21 protein-coding genes are annotated in these 23,271 nt (G+C 48.7%); 20 read left to right on the plus strand and 1 reads right to left on the minus strand.

The features are described 5' to 3' along the window. The first annotated feature begins 24 nt into the window (after nucleotides 1-24). From ACLTX1_RS05785 to ACLTX1_RS05800, 4 genes are all read left to right on the plus strand, one after another. A complete protein-coding gene (locus ACLTX1_RS05785; RefSeq protein ID WP_412330607.1) occupies nucleotides 25-2,205 on the plus strand; it encodes a SpaH/EbpB family LPXTG-anchored major pilin in 2,181 nt (726 codons plus the stop codon). Nucleotides 2,206-2,335: 130 nt separating this feature from the next. After that, complete coding sequence (gene srtB, locus ACLTX1_RS05790; RefSeq protein ID WP_412330608.1) at nucleotides 2,336-3,142, plus strand: class B sortase; 807 nt, start codon at nucleotides 2,336-2,338, stop codon at nucleotides 3,140-3,142. After that, entirely contained in the window at nucleotides 3,139-4,026 is an 888-nt protein-coding gene (locus ACLTX1_RS05795) for a class C sortase (protein WP_412330609.1), read from the plus strand. The genes srtB and ACLTX1_RS05795 overlap by 4 nt, the downstream gene beginning before the upstream one ends. Before the next feature lie 4 nt (nucleotides 4,027-4,030). Beyond that, nucleotides 4,031-4,240, plus strand: a complete 210-nt coding sequence (locus ACLTX1_RS05800; protein ID WP_412330610.1) for a helix-turn-helix domain-containing protein — start codon at nucleotides 4,031-4,033, stop codon at nucleotides 4,238-4,240. A 451-nt stretch (nucleotides 4,241-4,691) separates the two neighbouring features. Here ACLTX1_RS05800 and ACLTX1_RS05805 read toward each other — a convergent pair whose 3' ends face one another. Further along, nucleotides 4,692-5,201: a hypothetical protein gene (locus ACLTX1_RS05805; RefSeq protein WP_412330611.1), complete on the minus strand. Its 510-nt coding sequence runs from the start codon at nucleotides 5,199-5,201 to the stop codon at nucleotides 4,692-4,694. Nucleotides 5,202-5,277: 76 nt separating this feature from the next. On the opposite strand from ACLTX1_RS05805, the gene ACLTX1_RS05810 reads away from it, so the two are divergent. The 16 genes from ACLTX1_RS05810 (at nucleotide 5,278) to ACLTX1_RS05885 (ending at nucleotide 23,258) form a co-directional block, all read left to right on the plus strand. Next, nucleotides 5,278-5,550, plus strand: a complete 273-nt coding sequence (locus ACLTX1_RS05810; RefSeq protein ID WP_412330612.1) for a hypothetical protein — start codon at nucleotides 5,278-5,280, stop codon at nucleotides 5,548-5,550. Nucleotides 5,551-5,686: 136 nt separating this feature from the next. After that, nucleotides 5,687-9,265 carry a VaFE repeat-containing surface-anchored protein gene (locus ACLTX1_RS05815; RefSeq protein ID WP_412330613.1) on the plus strand — a complete coding sequence of 1,193 codons (3,579 nt, stop codon included), beginning with the start codon at nucleotides 5,687-5,689 and terminating at the stop codon, nucleotides 9,263-9,265. Between the two features lie 205 nt (nucleotides 9,266-9,470). Then, nucleotides 9,471-9,722 carry a hypothetical protein gene (locus ACLTX1_RS05820; protein WP_308449033.1) on the plus strand — a complete coding sequence of 84 codons (252 nt, stop codon included), beginning with the start codon at nucleotides 9,471-9,473 and terminating at the stop codon, nucleotides 9,720-9,722. Continuing rightward, nucleotides 9,722-10,813: an ArdC-like ssDNA-binding domain-containing protein gene (locus ACLTX1_RS05825; RefSeq protein ID WP_412330614.1), complete on the plus strand. Its 1,092-nt coding sequence runs from the start codon at nucleotides 9,722-9,724 to the stop codon at nucleotides 10,811-10,813. The genes ACLTX1_RS05820 and ACLTX1_RS05825 overlap by 1 nt, the downstream gene beginning before the upstream one ends. Nucleotides 10,814-10,844: 31 nt before the next feature. Beyond that, the gene (dnaG, locus tag ACLTX1_RS05830; protein ID WP_412330615.1) at nucleotides 10,845-12,815 is read left to right on the plus strand and encodes a DNA primase; all 1,971 of its coding nucleotides are present in this window, start codon (nucleotides 10,845-10,847) and stop codon (nucleotides 12,813-12,815) included. Nucleotides 12,816-12,827: 12 nt separating this feature from the next. Further along, entirely contained in the window at nucleotides 12,828-13,574 is a 747-nt protein-coding gene (locus ACLTX1_RS05835) for a hypothetical protein (RefSeq protein ID WP_412330616.1), read from the plus strand. A gap of 376 nt (nucleotides 13,575-13,950) precedes the next feature. Continuing rightward, nucleotides 13,951-14,400 (plus strand): plasmid mobilization protein, encoded by a 450-nt coding sequence (locus ACLTX1_RS05840; protein WP_412330617.1) that lies wholly within the window; start codon nucleotides 13,951-13,953, stop codon nucleotides 14,398-14,400. Then, entirely contained in the window at nucleotides 14,391-14,879 is a 489-nt protein-coding gene (locus ACLTX1_RS05845; RefSeq protein WP_308449038.1) for a relaxase/mobilization nuclease domain-containing protein, read from the plus strand. The genes ACLTX1_RS05840 and ACLTX1_RS05845 overlap by 10 nt, the downstream gene beginning before the upstream one ends. Nucleotides 14,880-15,384: 505 nt before the next feature. Next, nucleotides 15,385-17,202 carry a group II intron reverse transcriptase/maturase gene (ltrA, locus tag ACLTX1_RS05850; RefSeq protein WP_412330618.1) on the plus strand — a complete coding sequence of 606 codons (1,818 nt, stop codon included), beginning with the start codon at nucleotides 15,385-15,387 and terminating at the stop codon, nucleotides 17,200-17,202. Between the two features lie 159 nt (nucleotides 17,203-17,361). After that, nucleotides 17,362-18,348, plus strand: a complete 987-nt coding sequence (locus ACLTX1_RS05855; protein ID WP_412330619.1) for a hypothetical protein — start codon at nucleotides 17,362-17,364, stop codon at nucleotides 18,346-18,348. 1 nt (nucleotide 18,349) lies between these two features. Then, entirely contained in the window at nucleotides 18,350-19,147 is a 798-nt protein-coding gene (locus ACLTX1_RS05860) for a DUF3801 domain-containing protein (protein ID WP_412330628.1), read from the plus strand. A gap of 10 nt (nucleotides 19,148-19,157) precedes the next feature. Beyond that, nucleotides 19,158-20,120 carry a hypothetical protein gene (locus ACLTX1_RS05865; RefSeq protein WP_412330620.1) on the plus strand — a complete coding sequence of 321 codons (963 nt, stop codon included), beginning with the start codon at nucleotides 19,158-19,160 and terminating at the stop codon, nucleotides 20,118-20,120. Further along, nucleotides 20,117-20,290, plus strand: coding sequence for a hypothetical protein (locus tag ACLTX1_RS05870; protein WP_308449042.1), 174 nt, complete (start codon nucleotides 20,117-20,119; stop codon nucleotides 20,288-20,290). Before ACLTX1_RS05865 ends, ACLTX1_RS05870 begins: the two co-directional genes overlap by 4 nt. 29 nt (nucleotides 20,291-20,319) lie before the next feature. After that, nucleotides 20,320-22,080 carry a VirD4-like conjugal transfer protein, CD1115 family gene (locus ACLTX1_RS05875; protein ID WP_412330621.1) on the plus strand — a complete coding sequence of 587 codons (1,761 nt, stop codon included), beginning with the start codon at nucleotides 20,320-20,322 and terminating at the stop codon, nucleotides 22,078-22,080. 13 nt (nucleotides 22,081-22,093) lie between these two features. Next, complete coding sequence (locus ACLTX1_RS05880; protein ID WP_412330622.1) at nucleotides 22,094-22,423, plus strand: hypothetical protein; 330 nt, start codon at nucleotides 22,094-22,096, stop codon at nucleotides 22,421-22,423. Nucleotides 22,424-22,439: 16 nt separating this feature from the next. Further along, nucleotides 22,440-23,258 carry a hypothetical protein gene (locus ACLTX1_RS05885; protein ID WP_412330623.1) on the plus strand — a complete coding sequence of 273 codons (819 nt, stop codon included), beginning with the start codon at nucleotides 22,440-22,442 and terminating at the stop codon, nucleotides 23,256-23,258. Nucleotides 23,259-23,271 lie beyond the last annotated feature (13 nt).

Consider the following 23,271-nt stretch of genomic DNA (forward strand, 5'->3'; position numbering starts at 1 on the left):
ATAAAATGAAAGGAATGTAGAAAAATGGCAAAATCCAAATTACTCTCTCGCATTGGTGCTTTGGCTTTAGCAACAGCTCTGGCCTGCACCTCTCTGATCTCGGCCTCGGCGGCTACTATCGATAAAGCTACTATCGATATGGACGCAAAGGCACAGCTGTCCATTTATAAGTATGACTTTACGAACGCCAAAAAAGATGGCGTGTGGAACGAAGGCAGCTACGTTTCTACCGGCCAGTACGACGCAAAAGTAAATCAAGTTCTTGGCGGTACAACGCGCACCGGCGCGAACAGCGCATCTTCCGCCCTCGGTAATGGACAGGCAAGCAACGGTTACGCGATCAAAGGCGTCGAGTATACTTACCTCAAAATTGCGGACATCACGCAGTTTTCGGAGTCTGCAAAGGACGGCGGTCGTACCGACAGCCACATTGAGGTGCTGTATGCAATCGATAAAGTCAAAGGTGCAGACATGCTCGCTGCTATCGGCCTTGCAGACGGTGCACAGAGCTACGATAATGCAAATGCACTTGATGCAAACAACTGGTATTACCAGTCGGATAAGCTTAATGCAGCACTTAAAGCTGCTCTTGAAGCCAATTCCACGACCGTAAAAAACTCTCTCGAATCCTACGTTAAAAACAACGGCGGTACGGCAATGCCCGAGACTAATGAGGACGGCTACAGCAATGTAACGGGCCTCCCCGTAGGTCTCTACCTGCTGGTTGAAACCCGCACGCCGGAAATGGTGACAGGCACGACAAATCCGTGCTTCGTCTCGCTGCCCATGACCACGGTTGATGGTGGTATGGCAGACGGTTCGGGCAACCAGATCACGACCGGCGGTCACGATTGGAACTATAATGTTGTGCTTTACCCCAAAAACGAGACTGGCATTGTCACATTGGAAAAAACCGTACGTGAAGCTGTTAAGGATACCGGCAAAAATAACGCGTCCGATGTTATCACCGATGGCTTTAAGCACAATGCAACGGCATCCGCAGGCGATACGATTGAGTATCAGATCATCTCCACACTGCCGACGATCACGTCTGCAGCAACCAACATCAGCGAATATACTTTCCGTGATGTTCTCGCTCGCGGCCTCTCTTATGTAGGCGGTACGAACAGCGTTACACTCGAATTCTTCACCGATGAAGCCTGCACCAACAAGGTAACTACATGGAAACAGGCAGACGGCAAATTTAAGGTCACACGCGAAGAAAACAACGACGGTACGCATACGATGACGATCTCCATGACTGCTGACGGCCTTGCTGAGATCAACACGGCCAACACAGCTTACGACAACGACAACGGCGAGCTCTATGCCGGTTATTCCAACTATACCCTTCGCATCCGTTATGACGCAAAGCTCAATTCCGACGAAAGCCTTGTTTACGGCGACAACGGAAACGAGAACGAAGTCGTATTGACTTGGAAGCGTACCAATGACACCTACTACGACACGCTCATCGACGACGCGCATGTTTATACATACGCGATTGACATCACGAAGACCTTTAGTGATGGCAAAGAAGAACAGACGATGTTCGATAACGTCCTCTTTAAGGCGCAGAACGCATCCGATGGCTACTATGTAATTGCACAGCTTAATGAGGCTGAGGGCATCTGGTATGTGACCGGCCATACGACCAGTGAAACCGCCGCAACAGCAATGCACCCTGTCGATTGGAATGGCAAAAAGGGCCAGCTTATCCTCAAGGGCGTCGAAGACGACCAGTACATCTGGACGGAGCTCGAGACGGCTAACGGTTATACGCTCCTCAAAAATAACATCGACGTAACGATTACGTCCGTCGATGATGCAAACCGTCCGTGCGACATTTACAATCAGGATACACTCGGCGTCGTGCAGAATGACCCGCGCTATGGTTTTGACAGTAATCTCGATCTGCACCTCGCGAACATCCCGCAGACGCAGCTCGCTCATAACTACCAGACTGCATCTGCAACGGTTGACGGCAACGACGTCACAATGCTCGACGATGAGATGGATACTGATTCTACCAACGCAATTGCGCCATTGACAGTTGTGAACACAAGAGTTTTCATTACTCCGATGACCGGTGATAGAGGTACGCAGGCGCTTGCTATCGGCGGCGTACTGGTTGCTTGCCTCGGCACTTCTGCATTTATTTTCTTCTTGGTTTTCAAGAGAAGAAAAGAGCAGGAAGATAAGTAAGAGTACACCAAAATTTTGAATTAGGTTTACCTCGCAGGGAGGGCTCAGTGACAGCACTGAGCCCCACCCAAAGCCTGCAACATTGTGTGTAGGCTTTGGGTGAAAAGGAAAAATTGAAGAAGGTGAAAACATGCCCCAAAAGCGAACGTACAAAGGTGCGCAGGTCATAGCCATCATCATCGCGATTTTACTGCTGTGCGTCGCGGGATTTTGCGCGTATCTGCTTATTGATAACCAACAGCAAAAAGCAGAGCAAAAGGAACTGTTTGCAACCATAGCCGAAAAAGTAGACGCAGCGGAAAACGAATTGGGAGACTTAGAGCAAATTAGCACGGTGGAAGATAAACGGGTGGCGCAGCTGCTTGAAGTTTATGGGGAACTGCACAACTACAATTCCGATTTTGTAGGCTGGATACGCGTGCCGGGCACAGAGATCAATTACCCGGTGATGCAGTCGCCGGATAGCCCTAATTATTATTTGCGTCGAAATTTTGAGAAAGCGTACAGCAACCTCGGCACGCCGTATTTACAGGAAAACTGCGATATACGCACGTGCGATAACTTGATAATTTACGGCCACCACATGCTTGATGGCGGGATGTTCAGCGATCTTGAGCTCTATAAAAAGAGAAAATTCTTTCAGCAGCACAAATACGTGCGTTTTGACACATTAGACGAGCTGGGACTATATGAGGTCATGGCGGTTGTCATCACAACGGCCTACCAGTCGGATAGCTTTCAATACTACAACTACGTGGAGAACAACGAGCTGATTTTTAACACATACGTACAGGAGTGTAAGCAGCGTGCCTTATATGATACGGGCATGGATGCTGAATACGGAGATAAATTAGTTACTCTATCGACGTGCGAATACAGCAGCGATAACGGCAGGCTGATCGTCGTTGCCAAAAAGATTGGAGGGATCAAAAAATGAGCAAACGCAAAAACACCATCATCATTATCTGTTTTATCCTTGTGATCCTGCTCGGTGCGGGTGCGGCTGCGTACCCGTTAATTGCATCGATTAACAACGAGCACACGCAATCGCTCGTACAGACGGAATACGAAGAAAAGCTTCAGCAGCTTGACACTTCGGAAATAGACGCCGCGTTGGAGGCAGCACGGGAGTATAACAAAACAATCTCTACTGTGCAAATCGAGGACATTGATAAAATCAAAGCTGACCTGCCTCCATACGAAGATCTTCTGAACCTTGCCAATAACGGCATCATGGGGTATATCGAGATACCGGCTATTAACATAGACCTGCCTATATATCACGGCACGACCGGTACGGCGATGGAAAAGGGCGCGGGTCACATGGAAGGTACGTCGCTGCCGGTGGGCGGTATCGGCACACACGCCGTGATCTCTGCACACTCCGGCATGGCAAGCGCAAAGCTTTTTACCGACCTCGATAAGCTTAAGTTTGGAGATATGTTCTTCATCACGGTATGCAACCAGAAATTAGCTTACGAAGTGGACAACATCGCAGTGGTGGAGCCCACAGACATTGATTTGATCCGTATCGATACGCAGCAAGATTACGTCACATTGCTCACCTGCACACCGTATGGCGTCAACACGCATCGGCTGCTTGTGCGCGGCCACAGAGTGGAAATGGCCGAAGAAGCGATAGCAGAAGTCGAAGAAAAGGCAAAACCAGAGGGCAGCACGTGGATAGAAAAATATGCGGAAGGGCTTGTGATCGGCCTCATAACTTCCTTTGCGGCGATGCTGTTGCTGCTGTTGATCTTGCTAATCCGCCGCAGACAAAAAAAGAAAACCGGCAACATTGCCGGTTCTGAAAGGAAATGATAGAATGCCAAACACTTATATAGAGCTGATTGATAGCCTGATTTTGCGGCGGCGTGCGCTTAAAATATCGCAGCGCGAATTAGCTTCTACCGCCGGAGTTTCGTGGACGGAGGTTGCACTCATGGAGCAGAAAAAGCACATGGTGCAGCTCCGGGCACTGCTGCGGATAGCAGCCGCGCTAAACTGCAAACTGGTGGCCGTGAGTGTCGAATAAAAATCTTGCCATATAATGCCAAATTTGGTAGAATAAAAACGAACTGCAATATGCGGTTCGGGTGCTGCCATAACGGTGGACGGTTCAGCCCTCAGATACACTTCGGTGTACCGTACGAGGGAACATTTCTTGGATATGAAAATATCCCTCAATCCAGTACGGAGAGAGGGATGACGCTTATGAAGCTCGAGCTGAACTTTAGTGATCTGTGTCAGTTGGCACTCGTCATTATCGCACTCATCGAACTATTTTGTAAACGCGAACATAAAAAGAAGTGAGCCGCCCTCGCCTAAGGATGCGGCTCATTTCTTTGAGTAACACTGAGGGCTAACCGTTCATCGGCAGCACTCTTTCTATTTCTAATTATAGACGCTTTTGAAGTTTTGTCAAGCGCGAAAAGCGGCAATGTTGCCGGTTTTGCACTTGATTTATTTTTTCTCATTTATTATAATCAAACTAAACAGGGAGTGAAGACTATGAAAAGAAAAATCACAGCTATTTTAATGGCGGCAGCGCTTACGTTATCGCTTGCAGCGTGTGCAGGCAGCAACACGGCCGAAAACACTGCTGCGGAAAGCTCTGCATCCAGCGCAGTGAGCAGCACGATTTCTGAAAACGCTAAAGAGAACAGCACGTCAGGAGCAAGCAGCAAGCCGAGTTCTGCCACAAGCTCCACGGCCGCAAGCAGCGCCAAGCCGAGTGCATCGGCGAAGCCTACGGCTACTCCCTCTGCCGGTGCTGCGGCAACGGTCAAGCCTACCGCAACGCCGAAGCCGGAGAGTAAAACCGAAAGCAGCACGGCAGGTAAAGCGAGCGCGACGGCTACACCGAAACCGGCAGCAACCGCAAAACCGAGCAGCTCCCATACTTCTAACAGCAAGCCTTCCGGCAGTGCGGCCAGACCTACGCCCGCACCGACTGCGAAGCCGACAGCTGCACCCACCGCAGCTCCCACAGCCAAGCCTACGGCAGCTCCTACCGCAGCGCCAACAGCCGTGCCCACTGCGACGCCGAAGCCCAAAGAAAAGGTCTGGGTCGTGGACGTACCTGCTCAAGAAGAAGTCGGGCATTGGGAAGACGTCTACTGGATGGGCAGCGACTGGGTGTATCAATGCAATGGATGCAAAACTATTTTTTCAACAGAAGATGAAGCCGCAGATCACAATATAAATGAGTGTATAAATGGAAATCTTACATGTGGCAGTTACACCATGATAGGCGGAGAACCGTACAAGCATTATACAGGAGAGAAATATTGGGTCGTAGATACTCCTGCGCAAGATGAAGTCGGCCATTGGGAATATAGATAAGGATCAAATAAAGTGAATATTGCAGAATGAAGCACTCGATTTTACATTGAGTGCTTTTTTACTGCTCAAATTCAAGCCGTGTCATTTTATATGCGGCTTTTTTCATATAGAAAAATCTTTGAAAGGAAGCAAAAAAATGAAAAAGAAGCTCAAAAAGTCACTTGCGTGTCTGCTTGCAACGCTGCTGATTTTCAGCGCCGTACCGATGAGCGCTCTTGCCGATGAGGCCGATACACCCGTATCGGTTACGGTCGAAACAAACGCTGAAAAAGCAGTGCAGGACACGGAGCCGGATGCAGAACCTAAACCGGAAATCACGGCAGAACCGACCGCGACGCCGGAGGCGAGCACAACCCCCTCGGCTGAACCGACCGCAGAGCCCTCACCGGAGGCAACAGAGGAACCGACTGAATCGGAGGTCAGTGCAGAGCCGGAAGCAACGGCTGAACCCACTGCTTCCCCCACGCCAAACCCGGAGGATGAAATCAGTTTACTGGCGCTCGGCGATGAGGCAATTACGCGTTACCGCACGGTAGGCATCAACGGTAATTTCAGTTCAAATTATCTTTATGACCTTGGCGAATTTCCACTGTATGACATCTACCGAAACGGTGTAAGTTACCCGGCCTACTGTTTGCAGCACGGTAAGGGTCGTGTGAACAACGGAGCATACGTGCAAAGAGACAATTATGGCATGACTGAAGCTATGCGCCGCATTATCGCTTATGGCTACAACACGACAAACTCTCTCGGTAAAAATGATTGGTACAGCGATGCGACCGCAAAGACGATGGTCACACAGCATCTTGTTTGGCTGGCGTCCGAAGGCTATATTACCGTAGACGGTACAAACTGGTCTTGGGGTACTGGCATCGATACCGATGTTGAGCGCATGGCAAATCTGGCGTATAACGGTTCTGTTGTACGCAGTTACTACGCAGAGCTTAAAGATCGTCTTTTGCGGTCGGAAATCGTCCCGTCCTTTGCAGGCAAAAGCAGCGACGGCAGCGATGCACAGGAAATCGCTTTGCAGCTTGTGAATGGCAAATATACGGCCACCGTTACCGATACCAACGGCGTGCTGGATTTATTTGATTTTCAAAAAGCAGGCTTTGATATTTCTCGTAACGGTAATACGCTGACAATATCTACGAGCACGCTGCCGGAGCAAGAGACCACGATTATCGGTGCAGGCTACACCGTCGGCGATAAAAACAGCATCGCCGTTTGGGAGGATAGAGACCAGCAGGCCAATATTCAGCACCAAGCAACCTGCCCGGGTACAACGCAGACCATGGCGTATATCAAAATAAAGGTCGAAAAGCCTTCGTATACAATCACGCTCAACAAGACAAGCGCTGATTTGACGATTACTAACGGCAACCCCAATTACAGCCTCAAGGGTGCGGTGTACTATGTTTATAAAGATGTCAATATACCAGATTATCCGTATTGGGATCATGAGCCGTATGCGACCTTTACCACAGACGCAAACGGACATGCTGAGCTTAGCAAGAAATTGCAGCCAGGCAACTATGTAACTTTTGAAGCCGTAGCGCCGAAGGGCTACTGCGCAGACAGCAAAATCCATAAATTCACCATTACAGGAGAAACAACGCTGAATGTTGTGGACGACCCGGGCGTGATTGTTTTAACTGTGAGAAAAAAGGACCGTGATACAAACACCGGCACACCCACCGGTAACGCTTCACTTGAAGGTGCAGTTTATCGCGTATTCTACACACAAAACGGACAGGAAGTATATAAAGATATTACGACGAACAGCAATGGTGTTGCTGCGTTAGCACGTATTCCTCTTGGCTTAGTGAAAGTGCAGGAAATCAAGTCTCCGGTCGGCTACAAGCTCGATGAGCGCGTCCGTACCTACAACATCACAACCGTCGGCAGCGAAGACGTTTTTGAGCTTGAACCCGCCGACTTTACGGAAGAAGTCATGAAAGGCCAGATTGCGCTGCATAAGCAATATGAAACCCTTGATGACCTCGCAGAAGAACAGGGCGCAGAGTTTGACGTTTACCTCAAATCTGCGGGCAGCTTCGATGCAGCCAAAGAGACCGAGCGCGACCATATCACCACCGGCGCGGATGGCATGGCAACCACAAAGGATTTACCTTACGGCACATACGTCGTGCATCAAACAAAGGGTGGCAACGGCCGTCAGCTTGTAGCCGATTTTGATGTTTCAATCTCCGAGGATGGCAAGGTTTACAGCTATGATCTTGTCAACGTACAGAAAAATGCACAGCTCAAGATCGTAAAGGCTTCCGAAGACGGCGTAATCGAAGGCATTCACTTCCGCGTGACGCGCCTTGAGGATAACTATTCCGCAGAGTATGTAACGAATGCCGCAGGCGAAATCCTTACGGAAACACTCCCGATTTACGCGGACAAAGACGGCGCGACCAAGTATCAGTACCGCGTGGAAGAACTCGATACAGAGAAAACCTACGGTTATCAGTTGCCTGACTCGCAGACCGTAGAACTCAGCGAAGGCGAAATTGCTTCTGTAAGCTTCCATAATGTGCCGATTGAAATCGGTACGAAGGCCACCGTTGAGGGAGAAAAAGAAGTTGATCCGCTCGATAAAGTTACGCTGACCGATACGGTATCATACACTGGCCTTGTTCCCGGTAAAGAGTACAAAGTAACCGGCGTACTGATGGATAAAAAAACCGGTGAAAAATTACTTGTGAATGGGAAAGAGATCACCGCTGAAACTACCTTTATCGCAGAAACAAAGAATGGCAGCGTAGACGTTACCTTTATCTTTGATGCAACGGGCTTGCATGGCAAAGAGATCGTCGTTTTCGAGGATTTGTACCGTGAGAACGTGCTGCTTGCTACCCATGCGGACATCAACGATGAAGGGCAGACGGTAAAGATTAAGAATCCTGAAATCGGAACAAAGGCAACAGCAGACGGCAAAAAGGAAATTACAGCGGATAAGATCACGATTACCGATGTTGTGAGCTATAAGGATTTGACCCCCGGTAAAGAATATAAGCTTACCGGTGTGCTGATGAACAAAGCCACGAACGATAAGCTGCTTATCGATGGTAAAGAAATCACGGCAGAAGCTACCTTTACGCCAAAAGCTACCACCGGCGAAGTTGAGATGACCTTTAGTTTCGACGCGCGTGAGCTGACAGCCGAAACTGAGGTCGTAGTTTTTGAAACGCTTTATCGCGATGACCTTGAGTTTGCGGCACATGCTGATATTTCCGATGCTGATCAGACCGTTAAGATTTTGCCGCTGCACGGCTCCATCAGCACGATTAAGGTCGATGCAGGAGACTCGCAGCACCGTCTTTCCGGCGCTGTGTTCGGCATCTATCGCGATGTAAACGGCGATGGACGTTATACCGAAGGTGTAGATACCTTTGTCGGTCGGATGGTAGAGAAAGACACAGGTTTCCATGAATTGGATGGACTGCTTTATGGCAAGTATCTGATTCATGAAGAACAGTCTCCGTCCGGCTACTCACAGGATAAAAACTATTACAGTTTCGAGATCACAAGAGACGGAGAAAAGGTGCAGTTTGGGGTTAAGCCTGGCATGAATTTCCCGAACAGCGCATTTCCAAAGACCGGCAGCAGTAATCACGGTGTTTATGCAGCACTGCTCGCTCTTGCGGTTTCCGGCCTCGGTTTAGGTGCTGTGATTTTTCACAAAGTCAAAAAAGCAAGTAAATAAGTAAAACCGGCAATGTTGCCGATTCCTAAGCTGCCCGTGCAGAGTGAGAAAGCTCATTACCGTTTGGTGATGGGCTTTTGTAATGCAGAGCGCCGGTCACAATCCCGGCGGGGCCTGTAAATAAAAGGAAAGGAGCAAGAAGCTGCGCCGGAGTTCCGGCAAACAAAACTGTAAACTTATATTTTCGGCAAAGGAGAAAGGCAAAATGAAAGAAATGTATGGTGTTGTGCTGCTGTACACAGAAGGCATGGCAATTTGTGAAGATGACTGGGAGAACCTTTGGTGCGCTGAGATGCCAGAAGAATTTGTAACAGCAGGAGATGGCATTGAAATCGACGGATTGACGCCATTAGAAGATCTTCCGATGGAGCAGCAAGTGCGTATTAAAAATGAGCTGGCTGCACTGCCGGAAGAATATCTGGACGTGCTGCGTAATTATGGTGGAGGTGAGGAGTGATGCCCGGTTACGGAAAATATCGTTCACCAGAGGAAAAAGAAGAATTTGTAAAGCAACTGGGTGCAGACGCCAAGCAGCGCGTTATTGACCTTGCGGAAAACTGGGAAGCAGATGCAAAAGATGTTGCGGAATTTTTGATTTTTTCAAGTCGGTTCCCAGATTACAGCGTCCGCAACCAGATGCTGATCTACAAGCAAAATCCGTATGCTATGTTTACTGCGGGATATAATCAATTTGAAAAAATGGGCTATACCGTACAAAAGGGCGAAAAAGGTATGCGTATATGGGTACCCCATAATATTACCTATTATCGTGGCAAAGAAAGTGAACCATGGAAGAGGCTGACGAAAAGCACACCAAAAGCAGTACGGGACATGATAAAAGTCGGAATGCTTGAGACACGTGAAGAATTGCAGTTCTATCGTTATGGAGTGGTCTTTGATATTGCACAAACGAATTGCCCTGCGGAAGATTACCCTAAATTAGTCGGTCTCGGCTGCGCAGATGAGCTGCACGCAGCGGCGTTTGACATTATCAGCGAATACAGCAACCGCTGCGGAATGCCGGTGCGGACGATTGATTTAAAGAGCGTTGCGCTGCGCGGATATTACGAATCAGAGACATGCAACATTACGATTAACAGCCGCCTTGCTGATACACAACGATTATCGACGCTGCTGCATGAGATGGCGCACGGCATGTTGCAACACGGTATGGATACCGGCAAAAGCCGTGCACAGCGTGAGTTTGAAGCAGACGCTTTATCCGTTATGCTTGAATCCGCCATGGGTCTGCCAATCACTGACACACGTAAGGAGCACATGAGCGTGGAGTATAAGAACTACATAACCGAGCTTAAAACGGGCAAAACGGATGAAGAAAAAGCGGAAATCAATGAGCAGATCGATAAGGTTTTTAAACCAATCGGTGATCTATATAAGCGCCATGCGCCGCAGATTTTGGCAGCACTGCGCTTATCAGGCATTCAGCCGCAGCCGATAAAAACAGCGCAGGCAGCACCTGAACAGGAAGAAAAGACGCCGGAGCACATTATGGACAAGCCGAAAAGAAAAATGAATCGTTCACTGTAAAGAGAAATGAACGTAGAAAGGAGTGAATTTTTTGGCAATATCGAGAGATCAGGTTGATGAGATCAAAAGCCGCGTGAGCATTATAGATGTTGCAGCAGAACGTGTGAATCTATCGCGGCACGGTTCAACCATGTCGTGCTGTTGTCCGTTCCATCAGGAAAAAACACCGTCATGCGTATTGTATGAGAAGACCAATTCCTTTTACTGCTTCGGCTGCGGCACGAGCGGCGACGTCATATCTTTTATTCGCGGTACGGATAATCTCAGTTACGTGGAGGCGGTGCAGCAGCTCGCCCAGCGTGCCGGAATAACGATTGATGCCAAAGGCGCACAGCTCAATCAGCGTGAGCAGGAGCTCAGAGATCGTATTCGTGCGTGCAACCGAGAGGCGGCACGTTACTTCTTCCGTTCGCTTACACAGGACGATGAAGGCAGTGTCGGGCGAACTTATTTGCTGAATGAACGCGGTTTGAGCATGGCCGCTGTACGACATTTTGGTTTAGGTTATGCGAAGCCGGAAAGCTTTGGGCTTGTGAATTATCTGCGCGATAAAGGCTTTACGGATGATGAGATGATAACCGCAAATCTTGCGTACCAAAGTAAAACCGGGCACGTTATGGATCGGTTCCGAGACCGAATCATGTACCCGATTTTTGATACAGTCGGCAATGTAATTGCGTTTGGTGGACGCGCCCTGAACAAAGAGGACAAGGCAAAATACATAAACACCAACACCACGCCGGTATTCAGAAAGTCCAATAATCTGTACGGATATAACTTCGCACGCAAGGCGCACAGCGACCATTTGATACTCGCAGAAGGGTACATGGACGTGATCGCGCTGCAAACAGCGGGCTTTGCTGGTGCGGTCGCTTCACTCGGTACATCGTTGACGGAGGAACAAGCAAAGCTGATTGGGCGGAGCTGCAAGGAGCTTACTATTTGTTATGACAGCGACAGTGCGGGCATCAGAGCAACGCAAAGAGCTATACAGGTTTTGCGTTCTGCGTGCCCGGAGCTGCGCGTCAGCGTAGCTTCCTTGGGCGAAGGTAAAGACCCGGATGAGTTCATAAAGATGCACCCGAAGGACGGAGCAGAACGCCTTGCTGAGGCTTTTAAGGCAGCAATAAGTGATACCGAATACCGGCTGCAAATGTGCAAAAACGGGCTGGATATGAACGTGAATAAAGACCGTCTGACCTATGCCGTTGAAGCAGTACGTGTGTTGGCGACAGTCGAAAACCCGGTTGAGCAGGATTTATTTGCGGCACAAATTGCAGCAGAGGTCGGGGTTGGACGTGAGAGTATCTTAGCACAGGTGCAGGCAGCTGCGGCAGACCCGGCAAATAAAACCGTGCCGGAAGAAATTAAAGACGAGGAAATTTTTGAGCCGGAAGAAGAACCTACGCAGCGTTATCATGCGTTTATTCGCCCGGTTTCTGCCGCAGAAAGTGAAGTGGTAGCCTTTGCGGATGTCATCATCAATGAGGATTACCGCATCAACGGCGTGCGTCTGGTGTTGGATGAGCACAATCGATTTTCGGTTTTGATGCCCGCGTATCTCGCTAAAGATAGGCGTGAATGGGTTCCGTATGTTGAGCTGAAGCCGGAGATTGAAAGAGAAATGACGGCGTTCCTTGCACGTAATTTTGATTTTAACTCGGAGGTTGAAGTCATTGGTGGCGGTACGGCGATAGACGTCGGAGAGACAAAACTCACGCTGCGAAAAGCTGCGAACCGCAATACGGTTAAAGCGTATGCCGAGCTGCAAAACGATGTGTTTGCACTCAAATATGGCAAGATCATGGAGGGCAAACGCGGGTATTTCTATTCGCCGCCGAGCATGGGAACGTACACAGATCAGAACGGCAATAAGCAATATCAGTATGCGTATGGGTTTGCTTCCGCACCGGAGCGCACAAGAATTTCGGGAGAAATTAAGAAACAATACGAGCTCATGTGCCGAAAAAACAAGCAGGTCTATGAAGCGAAAATTAAATAGCGAGGTGAGAATTTGCAGACGATTTATTTAGTTACCGGGCTTCCGGGCGTTGGGAAAACGAGCTTTTTGCAGGTGCTTGAAGGCTTAAAGCTACTGCCGGAGTACAGCGTCACGCCGCAGAAAATCGCACGAATTTACAACAGTTCTGAAACGTATGCGATGCAAAAGCTTATTGACGACGGGCGCAGTTTTCTTTGTGAGCTACCGCTCGAGCAAGAAAAAATGGAACAGTTTTTCGGTTTACTTGAGGGCAAAACGTATGCGATAAACTGCTATTGTATGGGTCTGCCGGACGCAGCAGAGGCTATAGCGCGGTTGGTGCGGCGAGACCATACGGGTGTTTCAGCTGCGAAAGTCGTGGCAGATTTTGAGCTGTTTCCGTCCAATATCTGGGAACTTTCAAAGCGCGTGGAGAACATTAAGTTCTTCGATAATACACACGGATTTTGCCTGACCGGCTATTTCAGTGCGGGAAAATTTATGCTTTCAGATGCCGGTCATTGCGTGCCGTGGATGCAAACCGTTAAAGCTGCACTGCTTCCGAATGAGCAGCAAATTACGCCGGAGAGTGTGTGGCAGACAGAAATTTTTGAAAGAAAGGTAAAAGAAAATGAAGAAAAATCAGATGGAAATCGTGGTGAAACTCAGCGTAAGCGCGGAAAAAAGAAAGGCGCTCGAGATGTACTGCGCGGACTTTGCGGGCACACTGCAAAAGGATTTGCAGGCAGCAGCGGAACAGATTTTAACGCAAAAATATAACAAGTCCGTGCCGAAAGCCGTGCGCGAATACGTGGAGTTGTGCAGTGCAGGCGAGGAAAATTCTTCCGCTGCGTCAAGCGAAAAGTAATCCACTTTTTCGCAAAACGCGGTGAAAAACTGCGGGAAACCTTCTCCTTAATCAGCAAATTTCTGCGTCTGTCGGACACATTTTTGCGTGCGGCGGCGCAGAATTTTGGGCGAACTCCGTTCGTTTTTTTGCTATCAGCAAAAAAGATTTGCGGCGAAAGCCGCCCGGGCAAACTGAAAAAGTGCGAAACGCACTTTTTCTGTTTGCTTTCGCAAGCATACCATTCTTACGTAAGAATGGTAGATCGGTGAAAATCACCGATTTTTTAGGGACACCCTAAAACCCGTCATGCAGAAAGAAGTGAGACCAATAAGAAAAGGCGAATACAAATACCCTTACCGTTTAGAGCTGCGCTTAAATGAAACACAAATGGCACGTCTGCAATCCTTGGCGAGCAAATCCGGTTTATCCATGTCGGCGTACGTGCGGCAGCTTATCGACGGTGTGCTTCCGCAGGAACGCCCGCCGTTGGATTTTTATAAGATGCTGACAGAGCTGCGTTATATTGGCAACAACATGAACCAGCTTACACGCATAGCACATGCGACCGGCAGAATCGACAGAGAGAAATTTGAGCGGCTGACCGATGAGATCAAGCCGTTGGCATCTATGCTGTATCGCTACGTTACGGAGCCAATCAAACGCGACCCGATGACTTCGGAGCTCGGAACGTATATCCGTAAGTCCGACCAAAAGGCACTGAAAGAAAAACGGGAGGAAGAACGAAAGTGGCGGTAACAAAAATCTGGAAAATCAACGGCTGGATCGGCGACTGCCTGCTTTACATTGAGAATCCGAACAAGACGCAGAATCCGTTGGTGATCGGTGATCCGAAATTAAAAGAGGAAGAATACCAATCACTGACAGATGTGATCGAGTATGCGGAAGACGGCAACAAGACCGTGCGGGATACTGAGCGTTTTGTGTCCGGCGTCAACTGCGATGCAGAAACGGCGCGGCAGGAAATGATTTTGGCAAAAAATGCGTTCGATAAAAACGACGGCATTTGTGCCTACCACGCCATACAGAGCTTTGCGCCGGGAGAGGTCACGCCGGAAACGGCGCACGAGATCGGTATTCGGCTCGCAAAAGAAATGTGGGGTGAACGGTATCAAGTGCTTGTTGCAACGCATTTAGATCATGAGCATATCCACAACCACTTCGTTAGTGCGCCCATAAGGGGCAGAGTAAATCCGCTTAGCAAGCGGCAGGTGTGAGGTTTCAGGCCTGTGGTCAACGGCTAACCTGGCGGGGAAACCCAAAGGGGACAGCAGCATGACCGTAAAGCTGCAAGTTGGCAAGTTGCCGTGCCACGACTGAGCAGCAAGACCAAAAGTTCATATAAGGATGAAACCTAAACTGGCTGAACGGCAGTCCGAGGGACATTTGTGGTGGTCGTAACGGAAGGCAGCTATACCCGTTACGCTGTGCATCTCACCTGTAGAAACATGAGCAGGATGAGCGAAACCGAATGCACAGTCCGTATGTATCAGCATAAAAGGACGAAAACCGCATCCGACAATGAACAATGCTTTTTTACTCTGCTGCTAAATGGGGATTGCCTAAGTTGGAACGCTCACAAGAGCTATGGGCGTAGGCCCTGAATATCCAATATGGCAACGGAGCCGCCGTAGTAGTCCGAGCGTATTAATGGCACGCACATGGCGAAGGGCGGCAGTTCATTCAATTCAATACAACAGAAAGGAAGGTGCGTGAGGCACTATGAGAGATCCAGAAAATGTATTGAACAGTCTGCAAGAACATTCAGCTCAATCCGGCTATGTCTATGACAGGTTGTACCGCAACCTGTTCAATCGGGAATTTTTCTTACGGGCATATCAGAATATTTATGCCAGTCAGGGAAACATGACCGCAGGCACAGACGGAAAAACCATCGACGCAATGAGCCTTGAAAGAATCGACAGGCTTATTGCAACCCTGAAAGACGAATCCTACCAGCCCAAACCGTCCAGACGGACATATATCCCTAAGAAGAATGGAAAACTCCGTCCTCTGGGTATTCCGTCCATTGACGACAAGCTGGTACAGGAAGTTGTCCGTATGCTGTTGGAATCCATCTATGAGAACAGCTTTGAGGACGCCTCCCATGGCTTTCGGCCTGACAGAAGTTGTCACACAGCTTTGAGGATGATTCAAAATCGCTTTACCATATGCAAGTGGTTTGTTGAGGGTGACATTAAAGGATTCTTCGACAATATTGACCACAATGTCATGATTGGCATCCTTCGCAAGAGAATTAAAGATGAGCGTTTTCTGCGCCTTATCCGTAAATTTCTCAACGCAGGATATATGGAAGATAACCAACTGCATCAAAGCTACAGCGGCACTCCGCAGGGCGGCATCATTAGTCCCATTCTAGCCAATATCTATCTCGACCAGTTCGACAAATATATGGCTGAATACAAGAAACGGTTTGACCGTGGGAACAAGCGAGCCGTCAATGTGGAATACCATAAGCTGAGCGCAAAGAGAATCCGACTCAAAAGGAAGCTGGCAAAGGCACAGTCTGAGGAAGAAAAGCAATCCCTTTTGGAAAGCATCCGGGAACTGGATAAGGTACACAAATCCATCCCCTGCAAAAATCCAATGGATACAAATTTCCGCAGACTGCAATACGTCCGTTACGCTGACGATTTTCTTATCGGTATCATCGGAGCCAAAGAGGATGCACAGGCTGTTAAGCAGGAAATCGGCGTATATATCGCCGAACAGTTGAAACTGGAACTGTCGGAAGAAAAGACGCTGGTCACTAAAGCAACAGACCGTGCAAAATTCTTGGGATTTGACATCAGGGTCACACCGCAGAGCAATCACACCAAAAAGACAAAAAGCGGTTCCACAGCCCGAAACTACAGCGGCCATGTAATGCTGGAAGTTCCGACTTCTGTCATTCAAAAAAAGCTGCTGGAACTGGGAGCCATGAGAATTGATGTTCGCAATGGAACAGAGATTTGGCAACCCACGTATCGTGGAAAACTTGTCGGACGAACAGACCTGAGTATCCTAGACCAGTACAATGGTGAGGTGCGGGGATTCTGTAATTATTATGCGATTGCAAACAATCGCTCTAAGCTGCACAAGTTCCGCTATATCATGGAGTACAGTTTCTATAAAACCTTGGCCTGTAAATACCGTACAACCAAAGGCAAAATTATTGCTCAATATCGTATTGTCAAGGACATCGGGGTAAAATTCCAGGACAAGCATGGAAATGAGCGCATCCGACTACTGTGGAAGGACAGTCTTGCAAGAGACCCCTATCCGCTGGGAAAAGAAGCAGATATTATCCATAAGCCGAAAGGCATCCTGAAAAAGCCCAGTCTCGGCGCACGATTAAAAGCAAATCGGTGTGAATGGTGCGGAAAAGAAACTTCAGCGTTGGTAATGCACCAAGTTAGAACGCTGAAAGAGCTGGATGAAAGCCAACCGTGGGCAGTTTTCATGAAGAGGATTAACCGAAAAACTTTGGTGGTCTGTGAAAGTTGTCACACGAAAATTCACGGTGCAGGCTGTGAATGAATAGAGAGCCGGATACAGCGAGAGTTGTAAGTCCGGTTCGGGGGCGAGTGCCTGGAAACCTACCGCAGCAATGCGGCAAGGCGCTGGGTACTTAGCCTACTCAACTCGGTTTCGTTTCTGGACGGCAAACGTCTATGGAAAGAAAAGAATTATTGGCAAATGCGAACAGTTTCGGATGCGCTTTGCAGAGAGTACGGGTTATCGCTCATCAAGCCGGTACGCCGAGGTATGCCGTATGCAGCTTGGCAGGCAGAGAAAGAAGGAAAGCCGAACCGGCGTAAAGCGCTGCGCGAAGACATAGACCGCATACTCGCAAATGAAAATATAGAATCGCTCGAAGCTTTTTACGATACGCTGCGAGCGTACGGGTATGCCGTTATGACAGATCGAAAGTATGTTGCGATTTGTCCGCCGGGCGGTGAACGAAATATTCGTTTGCAGTCGCTTGGAGAAAACTACGAGCCGGAAGCGCTGCACTTGCGCATTCTCCGTATCAAAGCAGACCGGCTGCTCGGCAAAACCAAAGTTATAGAGCAGCCGACGGTGCAAAAAAGAAAAATGCGCTTGCGAGGAACGGTATGTCGGAAATCTAAAGCGCATGGAATACGGGCGCTTTATTATAAATGGCTTTATTATCTCGGCGTTTTTAAGCGGCGTCCCAAAGTATACGGCAGTGCATTTACCACGGCGCGTTGGCAGCTGAACGCGTACATAAAGCAGTTCGATTATGTTGCAAAATATAATCTTAAAACTCGCGATGACGTAGAGCAGCGGTTACGCGTAGTGCAGCACGAAATCTCCGGGCAGATCGACGAGCGGGAAGAAGTAAGAGCAGTGCTGCGGCGTTTGGAGATGGGCGATGCTGAAATACAGGAGCAGCTTGAGAAGATTGAGAAGATCAACGCGCAGCTCAAAAAGCTGCGCTCAGAAGCAAAGCTCTGTGCGCAAATCCTCGAGCAGCAGCCGCAGATCAAATCCAAAATCGACAAAGCACATGAAGTAAAAACATTTGAAACAGAAAGGGGAAAAGAAAATGGACGAACAAGCGATCATCACCTTGAGCATCGAAGGAACGAAGCTGCTCCTACGCGGGAGCAAAGAAGTTCTGGCAGCGCTCGTAGCGGCGATCCGATACAGCGCAGATAAAATGATCCCGGCGCGAAAATGCCGAGATTTTTTGACGAGTACATCAGAGGTGCGCTTTATCTCGATGAGCGATGAAGCTATCGAAACATTTAAAAAAGCTGTACGGCCCTATGGCTTGCGGTACTTGCATTTGCACGACAGCAACGGCGATGGGTTATCGACCTTAATGGTGCGCGGCGAGGATGCAGCAGTTATCAACCGTCTGATCGAGCGCAATAAACTGGCTGTGCTGACGGACGTTACACAGGCGGAGATCGAACGTGATCCGTCTAAGGCTGCGAACATCAACGAACCGATTCCGGAGGTTGTGATTGGAAAAGATCAAGTTCGAGTGCAGGATGCGGTTAAAGAGGCACGCGGCAGCGCACAAGACCTTTTAAAGCCGGAGCCAAACCCTACGAAAGGACAGACGGAACGGAAAAGCCGTCTGTCCTCCGACGACTTGAAGACATCCGTAACGGAACAAGAGGCTGAAGAAATTTGGGCAGATGTTACGGCTTCTATCGATAAAGACTTTGCAGAGCGAATCGAAGAAAAGCGTCAGCACAATTTTGAACTTTATAACCAAGACGACCCGCTGCTCGGCGAGAAGGTTGTGAAAACCAAACGTACTGTGCCGGTACAGGACAAGCCATCTGTTATGAAAAAGCTGGAGGCTGCAAAAAACGTCAACACGCAAAAAGAAGCGAGAATTGCGGAAGCTGTGCGCCAGATGCAGGCAGGTGGACGTACTTCAAATACCGATAAGGTCATTCAGAAGACGCCGAAGGTAAAGCCGCAAAGGCTGACAAGAAAGTAAGGCGGAGTGTATGGCGATTTCAAAAGAAGATATAAAGCCTTTAGCTTGGTCGGCTGATGATGAACCGACATTCCTCAAGGACGACGAAAAAAAAGACGGAAAAAACGGCAATGTTGCCGGTTCTGTGGATACGGTTCTGCGAGCGCGCCGTACTTTCAAAATGAAGAAGGGTTCCGGCGGCAGAAAAAAGCAATCATGGAAAGCGCTGAATACACGTTGGGTAAGGGCGCGGGATGAGATGTTCGTCAACGAGCGCTTTTTGGAGAAAGTGTTGCAGGTTATGGGACGTATGCGGTTTGGCGTTAAAAACGCTATGCTGATCGCATTGCAGAATGAGAAGGCAACACGTATTGCAACGGCTGCATCATGGCGCGGCTTAGGCGTGCAGCTTCTGCCGGGTGCAGAGGCAAAACCAATATGGTTGGATGCAGGAGCAGACACGCAGCGAAAAACCATAGTACCGAGCAAATGGTATGACATTACGCAGACAGATGCCGGAGAAAAACTGACGCTGAAAGGTACGATCTATAACACGCTTGCCATTTGCAGGATCACTCTAAATCAGATCGACGAGCTGAAAATCGTCGAACAACAAGGTGTGACGGGCATCCACTATGACCGTGAAGCCCGTGCGTACCTTGTGCAGTCGGGGCAGATGGAAAGAGCTATGCTTTGCTACGCCGCGCTTGAAGCATTGGCCGAAAAAGATTTTGCGCTGGTTTTTCAGGAGAATGAGAAAACAGCGCTGCCGGATACACCGGCAAATGAGATCATTGCAAAATGTGCAGCGTATATTGTATGCGTACATTTTGGCGTTTTGCCGCAGGAAGTGTGTGTGCGCGTCCCGACGGCGCTCGGCACAGATAAAATTGAAAATCTGCTGCGAGCGTTATCCACAGCGCAGAGCATCGCAGCACAAGAAATTATGGTGATCGAAAATCGACTTCGGTCAAAGAAATGGAGGACAATATGATGAAAAATGAAAAAGAATTAGCGGCAAGAGGTTGCTTGTGTGTGGAACCGAGTTCACCGGAATGCAGCGTACCTTATATCGTTACAGACCCCAAAGGCGAGTTGCGGCATTATGAGGAAAAAATAAAGGAAAACGGTTATAAAATAATTGTGAGCGAGTTCAAAAGATGAGAGGAAAAAATACATTAACGGCTTGGATCATGGCAGGCATCGGGGCGGTATTTGTGCTTTGGCTTGCGGTGCTGATCGCGCCGTATGCAGAGGGCGGCTTGCCCGGGATTTTGCTGAACATGAATGAGATCACTGCACATCCGTTTCGGTTGGAATTCTGTGCCGATACCGGAAAAGCCGTGGGCATATTTCTGGGCGGTTATGCGTTAGTGCTTTTATACATATTTAGCTCACAGAAGAATTTTCGCCACGGCGAAGAACACGGCTCAGCGAAATGGGAAAATGTGTACCTGCTGAACCATCGGCTCCACGACAAAGAACACCCGGATGAAAACCGCATCTTATCCAGACATTTGAGCATCACAACGGATCAGCGCAAGCTGGATAAAAACCTATTTACGCTTGTTATCGGTGGCTCCGGCTCACGCAAAACGCGAGCGTATGTAAAGCCTAATTTACTGCAATGTAACTCATCTTATATCATCATGGATCCGAAAGGAGAGCTGTTGCGCGATATTGGCAATGTATTTAAGGCAGAGGGCTACAAAATCCGTGTCTTTGACCTAATTGACATGCTTAGTAGTTTTCGGTATAACCCATTCATTTATTTCAAACGAGAGAGTGACATACAAGGCTTTATCACAAACCTATTTGCAAATACCGAGGATAAAACGAAGCATGGTGGTGATGCCTTTTGGGACAAGACGGCGAAAATGATGCTTTCGGCGCTCATGTATTACGTGTGGTATGAATGCCCGGAGACGGAAATGAATTTCGGAACAGTTATGGAGTTGATCCTTGCCGAGACCGTCGAAGAAGGCGATGAAGCCGGTATCTCTGCGACACAGGTGCTCATTGAGGAACTGCGTGCCAGAAGCCCGAGGCATATAGCGGTGCGCTACTTTGATGCTTACCGTAAGGGTGCAGGGGAGACGATCATGAGTATTCAGGAATCGCTTCTCAGCCGCTTGGAAAAGTTTTTGCTTGAAGACGTGGTAAACCTAACGACCGGTGATGAATTGGAACTCGAAAAGATTGGCGAAGAAAAAACGGCGCTGTTTATCCGTATGCCGGACGACAACAGTTTCCATTTTCTGGCATCGGCGCTCATCACACAGCTTTTTCAGCTTATGATGGCACAGGCAGATGCACGCAGCACCGGCAGCTTACCCGTGCCGGTGCATTTTGTGCTCGAGGAAGCGCGAAATATTACGTTGCCGGACAGCTTCCAAAACTGGGTTGCGACGATGCGTTCGCGCAACATCACATTATCGATTATTCTGCAAAATATATCGCAGATCAAGCGTATGTTCCCGGACGACTGGGAGTCCGTGTCCGGCATGTGCGATGAGATACTATATCTCGGCGGCAACGAGCAGAGCACACACGAATGGATTTCCAAAGCGATGGGACAGGAAACGATCGATAACCGTAGCTACGGTACAACGCATAGTTGGACGAGTGGCAGCAACAGCACCAATGAGCAAAACAGTGGCCGCGCTTTGATGGATGTAACAGAGGTACGTCTAAAAAACAAGCTACTGAAAGGCAAAATTGGCAGCGTAATTATGATCTTAGCCGATGAGCGGCCGATAATCGACGAAAAATACGACCTGAACCGGCATCCGAGAATTAAGCTTTCGGCCGACGGCGGTGCGCCGCAGTATTCTTATGTTTCGTCAGAGCTTTTGCCGGAAACGAACACAATACAGATCAACGAAACAGACGTTGATGAAGACGAGGTGGATGGTGTGTTTACCTTTGACCTTCAAAATGTCGAACTAAATTAAAGGAGCGATTCACATGAGAAAGTTTAATTTGAACCGAGTGGGAAAATACGCACGGTACGCATACTTTGCGGTGGCAAGCGCAGTGCTGCTTGCTATCCCCTGCTTTGCAAGCACCGGTGTGGCAGAGATCGACACACCAATTAGCAATTTGTTGACGATGTTTTTCGGGCTGCTGAAAGTAGTAGGTATATTTGTAGGCTTATTTGGTCTTGTGCAAATCGTCATGGCAGGATTTAGCCACGATTCTACGAAGCGCATTATAGGTGTTACGTGTATTATCGGTGGATTTACCCTTTGCTTCGCACAGCAGATTCTGACGTTCCTCGGTATGACAACAGCATAAAAGGGAGTGAACTGCTTTGTATGAACTTGTGCTGCAATTTTTAACACAGATATTCGGATTGATGTACTCGGTGCTGACGGAAGATCTCTCGGATTTTAGCCCGCACGCATACGAGTATATTTCAATTCTGAATACGATATTGAAAGGGTTTGCATCATCACTGATGCTTGTTGCATTTTGCGTAGGGTACATACAATCTGCCGTGTCGCTGATCGAGCAAAAAACGCCGATTGCAATATTCAAAACCTTGGCGCGGCTCGTGATCGTCAATGCTCTGGTGGTACGCGGTACGGATATAATCCTCATGCCGATGTTCTCCGTTGTCCGCAGCTTAACAAGCCGCCTGATTGAGGCGATGGGCGGACAAGCCGGACTTCTTCCCAATATAGACGAAAGCTCACCGGGCGGTATTGCCGGTGCGATAGGCGAGCTGCTGTCCATTAACATCCTGACCGGTATTTTATATATTGCGGTCATTATCAGCGGTCTGGTTTTACTGCTGACGGTGTTCGGGCGGTTTCTCAAAGTCTATGTCTATATGTCGATAGCGCCGGTTCCGTTGGCGTTTTTTGCCGGTGGAAATGTAACCGCCATGTATGGCCGCAACTATATAAAAAACGTGTTCGGAGTTTGCATGGAAGCCGTTACGATGGTAATCGCCATACAGCTGTTTTGCGCGATAGCGGATGATGCTGTGATGACACAGGTAGGCGGGATGTTGGGCTTTCTGGGTACGATGGCGAAACCGGTCATGCTGCTTCTGTACTTGTCGTCTCTCAGCGCTATTATAAAAGGTGCCGACAACATGACGCATAAGCTGTTGGGATTTGTGTAAGGAAGGAGCGAAA

Origin of the sequence: Hominenteromicrobium sp., from assembly GCF_046974225.1 — a bacterium.
Lineage (GTDB): Bacteria > Bacillota > Clostridia > Oscillospirales > Acutalibacteraceae > Hominenteromicrobium > Hominenteromicrobium mulieris.